10 protein-coding genes are annotated in these 13,051 nt (G+C 70.6%); 5 read left to right on the forward strand and 5 right to left on the reverse strand.

The annotated features are described in order from the left end of the window. Positions 1 to 100: 100 nt before the first annotated feature. Positions 101 to 1,843, reverse strand: coding sequence for an ABC transporter ATP-binding protein (locus VEC57_17550; protein HYC00943.1), 1,743 nt, complete (start codon positions 1,841 to 1,843; stop codon positions 101 to 103). 157 nt (positions 1,844 to 2,000) lie between these two features. On the opposite strand from VEC57_17550, the gene VEC57_17555 reads away from it, so the two are divergent. The 5 genes from VEC57_17555 (at position 2,001) to VEC57_17575 (ending at position 8,112) form a co-directional block, all read left to right on the forward strand. Then, entirely contained in the window at positions 2,001 to 4,448 is a 2,448-nt protein-coding gene (locus VEC57_17555; GenBank protein HYC00944.1) for an ELM1/GtrOC1 family putative glycosyltransferase, read from the forward strand. After that, complete coding sequence (locus VEC57_17560) at positions 4,445 to 5,173, forward strand: 2,3-bisphosphoglycerate-dependent phosphoglycerate mutase (GenBank protein ID HYC00945.1); 729 nt, start codon at positions 4,445 to 4,447, stop codon at positions 5,171 to 5,173. The genes VEC57_17555 and VEC57_17560 overlap by 4 nt, the downstream gene beginning before the upstream one ends. A 2-nt stretch (positions 5,174 to 5,175) precedes the next feature. Next, on the forward strand, positions 5,176 to 6,417 hold the full coding sequence (locus tag VEC57_17565; protein HYC00946.1) for a CDP-alcohol phosphatidyltransferase family protein: 1,242 nt from the start codon (positions 5,176 to 5,178) through the stop codon (positions 6,415 to 6,417). 52 nt (positions 6,418 to 6,469) lie between these two features. Then, positions 6,470 to 7,249 carry an NTP transferase domain-containing protein gene (locus tag VEC57_17570; GenBank protein ID HYC00947.1) on the forward strand — a complete coding sequence of 260 codons (780 nt, stop codon included), beginning with the start codon at positions 6,470 to 6,472 and terminating at the stop codon, positions 7,247 to 7,249. Between the two features lie 65 nt (positions 7,250 to 7,314). Continuing rightward, positions 7,315 to 8,112 carry a DUF72 domain-containing protein gene (locus tag VEC57_17575; GenBank protein ID HYC00948.1) on the forward strand — a complete coding sequence of 266 codons (798 nt, stop codon included), beginning with the start codon at positions 7,315 to 7,317 and terminating at the stop codon, positions 8,110 to 8,112. Positions 8,113 to 8,189: 77 nt separating this feature from the next. Here VEC57_17575 and VEC57_17580 read toward each other — a convergent pair whose 3' ends face one another. From VEC57_17580 to VEC57_17595, 4 genes are all read right to left on the reverse strand, one after another. Continuing rightward, on the reverse strand, positions 8,190 to 8,882 hold the full coding sequence (locus VEC57_17580) for a glutathione S-transferase N-terminal domain-containing protein (protein ID HYC00949.1): 693 nt from the start codon (positions 8,880 to 8,882) through the stop codon (positions 8,190 to 8,192). A gap of 75 nt (positions 8,883 to 8,957) precedes the next feature. Continuing rightward, on the reverse strand, positions 8,958 to 11,495 hold the full coding sequence (locus tag VEC57_17585; GenBank protein ID HYC00950.1) for an FtsX-like permease family protein: 2,538 nt from the start codon (positions 11,493 to 11,495) through the stop codon (positions 8,958 to 8,960). After that, positions 11,492 to 12,199 (reverse strand): ABC transporter ATP-binding protein, encoded by a 708-nt coding sequence (locus VEC57_17590; GenBank protein HYC00951.1) that lies wholly within the window; start codon positions 12,197 to 12,199, stop codon positions 11,492 to 11,494. The genes VEC57_17585 and VEC57_17590 overlap by 4 nt, the downstream gene beginning before the upstream one ends. Next, a complete protein-coding gene (locus tag VEC57_17595; protein HYC00952.1) occupies positions 12,187 to 12,915 on the reverse strand; it encodes an arylesterase in 729 nt (242 codons plus the stop codon). The genes VEC57_17590 and VEC57_17595 overlap by 13 nt, the downstream gene beginning before the upstream one ends. Between the last annotated feature and the right edge of the window lie 136 nt (positions 12,916 to 13,051).

The raw sequence follows: 13,051 nt of genomic DNA on the forward strand, positions 1-13,051 counted from the left end.
GACGCAGCGTGGCAACTGCGCGCACGCGAGCGCCGGTGCCACCGGAGCGCGGCCGATCGAGCCGGGCGGAGCCGGCGAGCGCACGACGCGGCGACGGCGCTCAGGCCGTCCGCGCGCGAAGCGGCGTCTCGTCCGTGCACCATGCGCCGGTTTCGTCGCGCTCGAGCATGGTGATCCGTCCGTCTTCGAGCCGGTAGACGCGGTCGGCCACCGCCAGCAACGCCGGCTGGTGCGAGATCGCCAGGATCGTGGTCTTGCCGCGCAGTGCGCGCACGGTCGCGTGGATCTCGGCCTCGCTGCCCGGATCGAGCGCCGCGGTGGCCTCGTCGAGGATGACCAGGCGCGGCCGGTGCACGAGGGCGCGCGCGATGGAGATGCGCTGGCGCTGCCCGCCGGACAATCGCGCGCCGCGCTCGCCGAGCGGCGTATCCATTCCCTGCGGCAGCTCGCACACGAAGTCCCACGCCCCGGCCGCGCGCAGGGCTTCTTCGACGTCGGCTTCGGTGACCTGCGGATCGCCGAGCGTGACGTTCGTCCGCACGCTCTCGTGCAGCAGCAGCATCTCCTGCGGCACGTAGCCGACCATGTGCCGCCAGCCCATGATGTCGACCTCCGACAGCGGCAGATCGTCCAGGTAGGTCTCGCCGCGCTGCGGCCGCACCAGGCCGAGCACCAGATCGGCGATCGTGGTCTTGCCGGCGCCGGAGGGGCCGATGACCGCGGTGATCTCGCCGGCAGGAATGGCCAGCGAGACGCCGCGCAGGAGCGGCCGCTCGCCGTACGCGAAATCCACGTCCCGCAACGAGACCGCGCGCTCGAAAGACGGCTCGCGCGTGCCGGTGTTGGTCTCGGCCTCGCGATCGGAGTCGGCGATGGTCTTGCGGATCGACCAGAACGCGCTCTCCGTGGCCGTCATCGCCTGATAGAACTTCTGCGCCTTGTTGAGCGAGAACAGCGCGCGGGCGAACACCAGCGCCAGCACGATGACGCTGTCGAGCTGGAGCGCCCAGATCTGTGTGGCCGCGAACAGGCCGCCGGCCAGCGAGACGACGATGAACGGCTCCTGCAGCGCGCGCACCGCTTCCTTGCTCAGCACCTGGCGCCGCAGCACGCGGTTGAGCCGCTGCGTCTCGCCTTCGAGCAGCGGCGCGATCAGCGGCTCGCGGCCCATCGCCTTCAGCGGCTTGACCGCGTAGAGCACGTCGGAGAGGCGCCCGAGCACGGCGCGCATGATGTTGGTCTGCTTCTTTCCGGCGCGGCGCGTGGTGCGCACCAGCCGTCCGAGCGTCGTCACCGACACGATGCCGACCAGCGCCGAGGCCAGTGCCGTCTGCCAGGAGATCATGACGGCGACCGCGCCGTACAGGAGCGTCTCGATGACCTGCGCCACCATCAGCGCACCGTTCAGGTAGGCGTCGGCGGCGCGTGAGGCCTCGGTCGCGAACGAGTTGGAGAGCATGCCCACGGGCTGTCGCACGTAGTAGGGCCAGCGCGCCGCCAGCACTGAGCGCAGCAGCTCGAGGCGAAGATCGGTGGCGACGTGGGCGACGGTGTAGCCGACCTGCTTCTGCGCGATCAGCACCAGCGCAGCCTTGACGACGCTGCCGGTCATGATGATGCCGAGCAGCACTTCGACGGTCGGAGTCAGCCCGACCGTGGACAGCAGCCGCCGAAGCGTGAGCTCCAGCCCCGTCGGCTCGCCGCCGGAATCGGTGACCATGCCCAGCAGCGGAAGCATGCTCGAAAGCCCCACGCCTTCGGCCATCGCAGCCAGCGACAGGCATACGAGCATCAGAACGCTGCGACCGGGATAACGGCGGCCGAAGACCAGAAGAAGGCGCATGAGGCGAACTTGGTGCCGACCTACAGCGGGCGCCCCCGGCCGTCAACAGCGCCGGGCGCTGCGCAGGATGTGCGCTCGCCACTTTCGCGGTCGCCGACTAAGATCGGCCGTCGCAAGGATGCAGCCGTGTGCACCGGCTGCTTGCGCGCACGTCGCGATGATCGGTTTTCTGTCGGGCAGTTTCGTCAACGAGCAGATCCATGGGCGCGGCGCCGGCCGGCCGCCGGGGCAGCGCCCGCAGCCCGACTGCGTCGTGCTTGCGCCGCGTGCCGGCAGCGCGCCGAGCCAGCGCGAGCCCGTGCGCATCTTCGTCGGCACCGAGCCCGGGCAGTACCGCGCCGAGCGCGTGTTCGTGCACTCGGTGGATCGGACGCGCGATCCGGCACGGCGATACGAGATCTACCTGATGCGCGATCTGGTCGGCTTCGACCGCGCCAGATGGCTCACGGGCTTCACCAACTACCGCTTCGCGATCCCGCATTTCGCCGGCAACCGCGGCCGCGCCATCTACAACGACGTCGACCAGATCTATCTCGGCGATCCTGCCGAGCTCTTCGACATGGAAATGGACGGCGCCGGCTTCCTCGCGCTGAGCGACAAGGACACGGCCGTCATGCTCATCGACTGCGAGCGCATGGCGCCGATCTGGCGCATCGAGGACGCGCGCAAGGAGCGGCGCAAGGCGCTCGAGGCCAGGTCTCGCAGCGCCGGCGTGTGGGGCCCGCTGCCGCGCCAGTGGCATTGCCGCGACGAGGAGTATCGCGCGGGCTGGTCGAAGGTCCTGCACTACACCACGATTCACGAGCAGCCCTGGCAGCCTTTCCCGCGGGTGTTCGCATACCAGCCGAACGCGGTGGGGTACGTCTGGCACGACATGGAGCGCGAAGCGCGCCGGATCGGAGCCCACGTGTTCACTCGCGAGCGGCCGAGCCCGCGCTTCCAGGCGCTGGCTGCGCACGCTGCTGCGGGCGATGTGCCGATGCCGGTCACGACTTCCCCCGTTGGCGACGCAGTGCCGGACGTCATCGCCGCCTCTTCCGCGAAGACCGCGCTCGAGGTCGGCTGGCGCCGCGACGGTGTCTGCGGCGCCGACCTGGCAGCGGTCGTCGGAGATGCACAACGCTGCGCCTACGCCAGCGTGCTCGACCTCGCCTCCACGGCATTGGCGTTGCGCTGCGACGCCGTGGTCTGCCGGCGCGGACTCGAGCAGCTTCCGAGCGAGGACGTGCCGTGGGTGATCGAGGAGCTGTTCGAGCGCGCCGGGCGTGTCGTGCACATCGAGGTCGATGCATCCTCCCACGCGTTGCGCGCAGCCGCCGTGCACGAGGGCCCGCGCGGCGAGAGCTGGTGGGACGAAGTCGTCACCGAAGCGGCTGCGCGCCATCCGCACGTGCGCTGGCAGCTGGCGGTGCAGGGCGGCCCGGCACGGCTCGTCGTGCGCCGCGGCGGGCCGCGGCCGGACGGAAAGCCGCCGGCAGTGTGGATCCTCGCCGACCACAAGCTCGGGCACACGACGCAGTCCGTGGGCCTGGCCAGCGCGCTGGGCTGGCCGTACGAGATCAAGCGGCTCGCGTTCAACGCGCTTCAAAAGCTCGACAACCGTCTGCTCGGCGCCAAGCTTCTCAGCCTCGACGCTCGCCGCTCCGACCCGCTGACGCCGCCGTGGCCGGACCTCGTGATCGCCACCGGCCGGACCGTGGCGCCGATCGCGCGCTGGATCGGCGAGCAGAGCGGCGGCCGCAGCCGCATCGTGCAGATGGGCCGCCGCGGCGCGCTTGCGCGCGCCGACGCCTTCGACCTCAGCGTCGTCTGCGGCTTCTTCGGCTATCCGGTGCATCCGCGCCGCTTCGAGACGCTGGCGCCGCTGACGGCCATCGACGATGCGGTGCTGACGAGCGCGGGCCAGCGCTGGCGGGACCTGTTCGCCGACATGCCGCGGCCGCACGTGGCGCTGCTGGTGGGCGGCTCATCGGCCGCGCATCGGCTCGACGGCCCAACCGCTGCGCGCATGGCAGCGCAGGTTGCGGAGAAGGCGCGCGATGCCGGCGGCAGCCTCTACATCGTCACCAGCCCGCGCACGGGCGAGGCGGCGACGGCTGCGCTGCGGCAGGCCGTCGCGCGCATCGGCGAGCATGCGCGCCTGTACGAATGGAAGCGCGGCGATGACGGCAATCCGTACATGGGCTGTCTTGCGGTTGCCGACGTGCTGGTGGTCACCGCCGACAGCGAGTCGATGCTGGCAGAAGCTGCCGCCACCGACCGCCCGCTCTACATCTATCCGGTTCCCACCGTCGAAGGCGGATGGCAGCGTCGCATGCGCGGCAGGATCGTGCAGCGTGCCAGCGCGCGGCCTCGAAAGGCCAAGGGCACGGTGCGCCCGCAGCAGGGCCTCGAGTACGTCTGCGCCCGGATGATCGAGCGCGGCATCGTCCGGCCGCCGCGCAACATCGCCGAGCTGCACCGGCGCCTGGTGGCCGAAGGGCACGCGCGCTTCTTCGGCGAAGCGCTCGACCTCACACGCCGCGTGCCGCTTCGCGAGCTGGCTGCGGTGGCCGAGCGCGTGCGTGCGCTGCTCGGCGTGCCGCCGGCGGGACATTCCTCGTGAGCCACGCAACGCTGGTGCTGCTGCGCCACGGTCAGAGCGAATGGAATCGCGTCGGCCGCTTCCAGGGCTGGACCGACGTCGGCCTGACAAGGGCGGGCGCCGCCGAAGCCGAGCAGGCCGGGCGCATCCTGCGCGAGGCCGGCCACAGCTTCGACTGGTGCGCTTCCTCCATTCTGTGCCGCAGCACCGACACCGCGCGCATCGTCCTGCAGACGATGGCGCTCGAGCACGTCCCGATCCGCGCGAGCTGGCGCCTCAACGAGCGTCATTACGGCGCGCTCCAGGGCCTGGGGCCGGTCACCTCGGTCCTGCGCTACGGCATTCGGGTGCTGCGCTGCCAGCGCAGCTTCACGTGCCAGCCGCCGCCTCTGGAGCGCGCCGATCCACGCTATCCCGGCCACGATGCACGCTATGCCGATCTGCGGCCCGAGGAGCTGCCGCTGACCGAAAGCCTGCACGATACGTATCAGCGCATGCTTCCGTTCTGGGAACAGACGATCGTTCCCGACCTGCGCGGCGGCGCGCGGGTGCTCATCGTGTCGCACAAGAACGTGCTGCGCGGCCTGCTCAAGATGCTCGACGGGCACGGCGGCGACGACGTCAAGGGCATCAAGGTGCCGACTTGCGTGCCCATCGTGTTCGAGTTCAACCAGGAGATGAACGTGGTGGCTCGCAGGCTTCTGCGCCAGCCACCCGACCGGCGCCACGCGACGGCGCGGGAGTGATCATGTCGGCTCGTCCATCTTCTGCGCAGTCGCCCACCGTTGCCGCCATTCTCGGGCGCTGCCCCGTGCGTCTGTGGGGTCTGACAGGGGAGGAAAGGCTCGCGCGCCAGCTGCGCGCAGCCGGAGTGCAGCGCGTCCTCCTGGACGCGCCGCCCGAATCGCAGCCCATGCTGCTGGTGCGCGCCGACTTCCTCTTCGATGCTCGCACGCTGCATCAGCTTCTCGCCGAGCCCGGCACGATCCTGGAAGCCCGCGACGGCGCAGGCCGCACCGTGGCCGTGGCGGCCAACGTCTCCGGCACGCAGATCGCGCCCGCGCGAGATGCCATCGAGAATGCCGGTCCGTCGCCGTCCATCGACGGTGTTGCCGTGCAGACGGCCGCCGAGCTTCGGCCGAGCTACATCGCCGGGCTGCTCAAGGCCGACCGGCCGTTGCTGCTGCCGATCCGCGCCGACCGCGTCGCCGAGCTGGAGGCATTCCTCTTCGACGCGTCCTACAAGGGCGTCACCGATCTGGTGACGAAATGGGTGTGGCCTTTGCCGGCGCGCTGGACGGTCCGGCTGTGTACGCGCCTCGGCATCCGGCCCAACGCCGTCACGGCCACCGGCCTGATCCTCGTGCTGGCTGCGACGTGGCTGTTCTGGCACGGGCATTTCGCCGCGGGGCTCGTGCCGGCCTGGCTGATGACCTTTCTGGACACCGTCGACGGCAAGCTGGCGCGCGTGACGGTGACGTCGTCATCGTTCGGCCACTACCTCGACCACGTCACCGATCTCGTCCATCCGCCGCTGTGGTATGCGGCCTGGGGCGCCGGCATCGTCGGAGGTGCGGCGCATCTGGACAGCCTCTCGACGACGCTCTACTGGATCCTTGCCGGCTACATCGGCGGGCGGCTGGCCGAAGGTGCGTTCAAGCACTTCGTCGCGGGCTTCTCGATGTTCACCTGGCAACCGTTCGACTCCTACTTTCGCCTCGTGACGGGTCGCCGCAATCCGAACCTGCTGCTGCTGACGGGCTCGCTTCTTGTGACCGCGCCGGCAGCCGGCCTGACCGCCGTGGCCGTCTGGACGGTCGCATCCACCGTGATTCTTCTGGTGCGTCTGGTACAAGGCGCCGCAGCGCGGCTGCGCGGCGAGCGATTGACGCCGTGGCTCGAGGCGATCGACCCGGATGCCGCCGACCGGCCCAGATATGCACAACCCTTCACACCCGATGGTGCGGCACTGGCACGACTGACGCGCTGAGGATACACACGTAAGTCGTGAGGCAGTCACAAAAAAAGGAAGGGGGAGGCGGGTGAGGGCGATCATTCTCAACGCCGGCCAGGGACGCCGGCTGCTGCCGCTGACGGCAGACCGGCCCAAATGTCTTTTGACGCTCAACGGACCCACGGTCCTGGAAGCGCAGCTCCTCGCCCTGGCGACTGCCGGCATCGACGAGGTCGTGGTCGTGGTGGGTTTCGGCGCCGTGCAAGTGGAGGCCGAGCTTCGCAGGGTCTGCCCGCCCGGCGTTCGCGTGCGCACCATCCACAACCCGCTCTTCGACCGCAGCGACAACCTGGTCAGCTGCCTGGCGGCGCGCTCGGCGATGGCGCGCGAGTTCCTGCTCCTCAACGGCGATACGCTCTTCCATCCGGGCATCATCGCACGCCTGCTCGACAGCACCGGTGAGGCCGTCTCCATCGCGGTGGCCTGCAAGGACGCCTACGATCACGACGACATGAAGGTGCAGTGGCGGCGTGGCCGCGTCACGCGCATCGGCAAGGATCTGCCGAGCGACATCGTCGACGGCGAGGCCATCGGGGTCTCGCTGTTCCGCGGCGAGGCGCCGCGTCGCTTCCTGGCCGCGCTGGAAGAGGTCGTCAACCGTCCCGGCGGCCAGGGGCGCTGGTATCTGTCGGCGGTCGACATGCTGGCGTCGCAGGGCCTGGTGCAGGGCATCAACATCGACGGCTTCCACTGGATCGAGATCGACACGCCGCACGACCTGGCGCGCGCGCGCGAGCTGATGCCGCTGCTGTCGGAGATTCCGACGATCGCGGCCGATCCGCTGCAGGCCGAGCTCGAATCGATCTGATCGGCAAGCGCGGCGGCAGGATCTTCGTCGGCATCGGCGGCTGGACCTTCGAGCCGTGGCGCGGCGTGTTCTATCCGCCGGGCCTGCCGCACTCTCGCGAGCTCGAATTCGCCAGCCGCGCCGTCACGGCCATCGAGATCAACTCCACCTACCACCGGCTGCAGAAACCGCAGAGCTTCGCCGCGTGGGCCGCGGCCGTGCCCGACGGCTTCGTGTTCAGCGTCAAGGGCTCGTTCACCTGCAGCAACCGAAAGAATCTCGGCGAGGGCGCCGAGGCCGTGCGGCGCTTCTTCTCGCAGGGCCTGACCGAGCTCGGCCCCAAGCTCGGACCCATTCTGTGGCAGCTCATGCCGCACAAGGCGTTCGACCCGCAGGAGGTGGCGGCGTTCCTGGCGCTGCTGCCGCGCAAGCTCGACGGAGTGCGGCTGCGCCATGCGATCGAGCCCCGGCACGAGAGCTTTCGCACGCCCGAGTTCATCGCCCTCGCGCGCCGCGCCGGCGTCGCCGTCGTCGTGGCCGATTCGGAGGAGTACCCGCAGATCGCCGATGTCACGGGCAGCTTCGTCTACGCGCGCCTGCAGCGGTCGCGCGAGGACATCGAGACCGGCTACGACACGCGCTCGCTGACGCGATGGGCGAAGGCGGCGCGAGAGTGGGCAGGCGGGGAGCAGCCGGCGGGCTTGACCTACGTGTGCAAGCGGGCGCGCGCATCGAATGCCGCCGAGGCTTCGCCGCCGAGCAAGATCAGCAGGCCGCGCGACGTGTTCCTGTTCGTCATCGACGGCGCCAAGGTGCGCGCGCCGGCGGCGGCCTGCGCGCTCCTGCAACGGCTGGGCGGCGAACGATCCTCGCGGCGGCGCTGAGCCGTCACTGGTCGAGCCGGAAGCGTGCCGCTGGCAGCGAGGCGGTCGGCGCTCGTCGCGAACGGGATGCGCGATCCTCAGCGCGCGTACGTCAGCTCGAGATACGCGCAGATGTCGGCCGACTCGAACATCTCCGAGCCGGTATTGGGATCGTGGAGATAGGGAACCATCATGCGGCCGGAGCGCGAGACGAAGTCGGCTCGCCTGGCGCTGCCCTTGGCGACGTTGTGCAGCAGGTAGGGCAGCTCGAGCTCGCAGAGCTTCTCGCGCACCAGCCGGCAATACGGTGAGGCTTCAAAGCTCCACAGCTCCAGAGGCTGCGCGGGCATCTTGGCATTGCGATAGCTGCGGCCGCCGAGGAGGCGCCACGCCGATGCCAGGCTGGAGGTGACGTCGGTGACCACCGGCAGCGACAGCGCCCACGGAACGCGGCCGTCGCCGTAGCGCGAGTAGAGGTAGCGCACGATCTCGTCGGATTCGTACATCTCGGCGCCCGTGTTCGGATCGACCAGATACGGGAACTGCTCCTTGCCTCCCTTCTGGCGCACGACGGGCCGGAAGGTCGGGCCGCCCTGCGGGCACGGGTGGATGTTCGCGTCCAGGTCGAGCAACGATAGCGCTTCACGGACCTTGCGGCAGTACGGGCAGGCCTCGAACTCGTACAGGTCGAGCGGCCGCTGCGGCCGTGCGCCCAGCGTTCCCACCTGCATGCCGGTGCCGGCGCGAGCGATGCTCGCGGCATAAGAGGTTGCGACGTCCAGAGCCCGCATGCGCGGTTCCTACCCGGAACGATGCGGCAGGTACATTGCGCGCCGTATCCGGCGCCCGCGGCACGTGCCGTCCGGTCAAGCCTGAAGCGACAGCAGTGGTCGTTCCTGCAGGACGCCTCGCATCGCCATCCGTGCGGTCAGCGCCGTCAGAAACGGCAGCCCCGCCACCACGCCCAGCAATGCCGGCCACGCCAGCGCCAGCTCCGCTTCCAGCAGCGTCGTTGCCAGCACGGCGCAGCCGGCCACGCCGATGGTGCACCCGACGATGGCTGCGCTCACGCCGAGCGCCGCGAACTCGATGGCCACGCTCGCGCGCAGCAGCGAGTGAGGTGCGCCCAGCACCTTGGTCAGGTTGAGGTCCCAGCGGCGCTGGTCGGCCTCGTCGCGTGCGATGGCGAAGATCAGCGCCAGCCCCACGGCCAATGCCGTCCAGGCCGTGGCCGACACCGCCCACTGGAGCTGCTGCAGCAGATCGAGCGCGCGCTCGACGCCGCGGGTGACGTCGATCATCGACACGTTCGGGAAGCGCTCGACGATGCTCGCCTGCAGGCGCTCGCGCTGCTCGCGCGGCAGCGACGGCACCGAGGCCAGGAAGACTGCCGGCGCACCTTCGAGCACGCCCGGCTGAAAGGCGACGAAGAAGTTGGGCTGAAGGCTGGTCCAATCGACCTCGCGCAGGTTGACGATGCGGCCCTCGACCGGCACGCCCTGCACGTCGAAGCGCATCGTGTCGCCCAGTGACAGGTCGAGTCGGCGGGCAAAGCCCTTCTCCACGGAGATCTCGGCCACGCCGCTGCCGTCCCAGCTCCCCGAGAACGGCATTCCCGCCACCAGCGTTTCCGTCGCCGCCAGCTCCTGCTGCCAGGTCAGGTTGTACGTGCGTGCCTGCATGCGCTCGACGTCGCCGCCTGCCCCGGGACGCCGGCCGCCTGCGGCTGCAACTTCGCCGGCGACCGGGTCGCCGTTGATGGCCTGCAGGCGCGCGCGCACCATCGGCGCCACTCGCTGCAATTCCACGCCCGCCGTGCGCACGTGCTCGCGCAGCGGCTCGGTCTGCTCGGGCTGGATGTCGAAGAGGAACAGGCTCGGGATCGCGCCTTCCTCCGGCGGGTCCAGCTGCGCTGCCAGCAGCGCGCGCAGCTGCGGCGGGAGGCCCAGCAGCAGCGCCGCCAGCGCCAGCGCGACGAAGGCGGTCACCGAGCCGCGCCGGTGCGGAGCGAGCTGGCGAAGCGCGAGCCGCACCGGAACGCTCGACCTCTCGCCCAGCCGCGCGGCCGCAGGAAGAATCACGCGCCCGAGCGCCGCCGCGATCAGGAACGCGACGGCGACGACGCCGACGAAGTAGGCGCCCTGTCGAAGATCGCCGGCCCGCCACACCGCCAGCACCAGGAACACCAGCGCAGCGGGCACATGCCACAACGCCTGCAGGCGCTTTCGATGCAGGTGCAGCGTGGCCTGCTCCTGGAACAGCTCGGAGACCTGCAACGAGTCCAGCCGTGCCAGCATTCCGAGGCACGAGACCGGCCCCACGAGCAGCGCGACGACGAGCGCAGCCACGGTCTCGCGCGCGCCGACGCCGAGCGTGAGCTCGCGCGGCAGCACGTCGGCGAACGCGCTGGCCGCGGCCGGCAGCGCGGCAGCGACGACGGCGCAGGCCACGATCGCGGACGCGCCCGCCAGCACCACGAGCTCGAGCAGCAGCAGCACCTGCGCGCGGCGCCGCCGCGCTCCCAGGCTCATCAGGATCGCCAGGTCGGGTAGGCGACGTCGCAGGAAGACGTGGAACAGATACGCGCAGGCCACCGCCGCCAGCGCCAGCGCGCACAGCGACACGAGGCCGAGGTAGCGCGTCACGCGCGTGTAGGCGCCGGAGATCTCGGCTGCGGCCTCGCCGTGGCTGGTGATGCGCACGCGCGCGTCGCTGACGGATGCGCGCAGCCGCCGTGCGGCGGCGTCGGCGTCGGCCTGGCGCGGCAGCAGCTGCAGGTGCTGGTACTCGACGCGGCTGCCGGTCTGCACCAGCTCGGTCTGCGCGATGCGAGACAGCGCGACGTAGAGACGCGGGGCCAGCGAGGCGGCGCGGAGGGAAAGGCCGGTGTCTCGCGCAAGCGTATCGGTGATGCGCACCTCGAGGCTGCCGATGCGAACCGTGTCGCCGAGCTCGATGCCGAGCTGGCCGAGCAGGGCGGGGTCGGCCCACGCCTGCGCCTCCTTCTCCAGTCGCTGGTGATGCGCGGGCGTGACGGCTCCGCCACCGGCCAGGACGATGCTGCCTGCCAGCGGAAAGCGTGCGTCGATGCCGCGCAGCTCGACCAGCCGGGCGTGACGGCCGGCAGCCATCGAGTACATCTGCACGAGGTCGCAGGAGGCGGCGGCGGGCGAATCGGCGTCCATGCGCGCGATCTCGTCCGGCTGCAGCGGCCGCATCGAGGCGATGCGCACGTCGGCGCCGAGCATGGCGCGCGAGCGGGCGTGCAAGGTGCGTTCGATGGAGCCCTGCAACGAATCGAGCAGCAGCGCTCCGCTGAGGCCGAGCGCGAGGTTGGCTATGAAGAACAGCGCGAACGCGCGCTGATGCATCAGATCGCGCAGCGCCAGGCGCAGCAGCGTCATGCGCTGGCCGCCCGCGCCGCGGCGCCGCGCTCGGTCAAGACGCCGTCGTGCAGCAGCAGCGAGCGCGAGCAGCGCGCCGCCAGTGCCGCGCTGTGCGTGACCAGCACGAGCGTGGCGCCGGCCGCCTCGACGAGCTCGAAGAGCAGGTCGGCGACCTGCCGTCCGGTGCGCTCGTCCAGGTTGCCGGTGGGCTCGTCGGCCAGGAGCAGGGCAGGCTCGGTCACCAGCGCGCGCGCGATGGCCACGCGCTGGCACTCGCCGCCGCTGAGCTGCGCCGGGAAGTGATCGCGCCGATGATCCAGCCCCACCGCCGCCAGCGCGCGCGCGGCGCGCCCGTCGGCATCGGCACCGTCGCGCAGCTCGAGCGGCAGGCGCACGTTCTCGATGGCGGTGAGCGAACGGATCAGGTGGAAGTGCTGGAAGATGATGCCGACGGTGCGCGCGCGGAAGTCGGCCAGCGCATGCTCGGGCGCCGAAGCGATGCGCACGCCCGCCACCTCCAGCTCGCCGGCCGTCGGCACGTCCAGGCCCGCCAGCAGCGCGAGCAGCGTGGACTTGCCGCTGCCCGACTCGCCGGCCACCGCCAGCGTCTGCCCGCGCGCGACCTCGAGGTCGATGCCGCGCAGCACTTCGATGGCACCGGCCGCGCCGGGGTAGCTCTTGTGCAGCGCCGCCGCGCGCACGACAGGGGTCAGGCCTCGCATTCGAGCTTTTTTCTTCGGTGCGTCGCGAAATGCTCCAATGGGAGACCTGGCCCCAGCTTCGAGGAGGCGTCGAGCCCTTCGAGCAGCGGCCGCAGGTGGCGCGTCACGTTCCTTGCCACGATCTCGTATCCGGAGGCATTGGGGTGAACGCCGTCGGGCAGGTTCTTGGTCGAATCGGCTGCGACGCCTTCGAGCAGGAACGGCAGCAGCGCCACGTTCTTCTCTCGGGCGAGGTCCGTGTACATCTTCTGGAACGTCTGCGTGTAGTCGCGGCCGTAGTTCGGCGGCAGCAGCATGCCCGCGAGCAGCACGACGACGCCGTTGTCCTTGGCGAGGTCGATCGCCTCGGCCAGGTTCTTCTTCGTCTGCGACAGGTCGATGCCGCGAAGGCCGTCGTTGGCGCCGAGCGCGAGCAGGAGGATGTCGGGCTTGCGGCGAAGCTGCCACTTCAGGCGCGCGACCGCGCTGGCGGAGGTGGAGCCGCTGACGCCGGCGTTGACGACCTCGATGTGCGGATATCCGCTCGCACGCAGCTCCTTCTCGACCAGGGCCGGATAGGCCTGCTCGGGTGGAAGGCCGTAGCCTTCGGTCAGGGAGTCGCCGAGGCAGACCACCAGCGGCTTGCCTGTGCCGGTTTGCGGCGGCGCTTCCAGGGCGAGCGCAGGTGGCGCGGACAGCGTTGCCGTCAGGAGAGCGGCGGCCAGTCTTCGCATCATGCATTGCAACGTAGCAGCGACTGCGGTGAGCCAAAAAGCAGGATCGGCTCGCGCCACGCAGACTGCGCAGGCGCTTTCGTGCGCGGGCGCCGCCGGGGTGACCCATGTCGGTCTCGCTGTCGGGCCTGCGCCCGGC

The organism is Candidatus Limnocylindrales bacterium, assembly GCA_035626395.1.
GTDB lineage: Bacteria > Desulfobacterota > Binatia > UBA1149 > CAITLU01 > DASPNH01.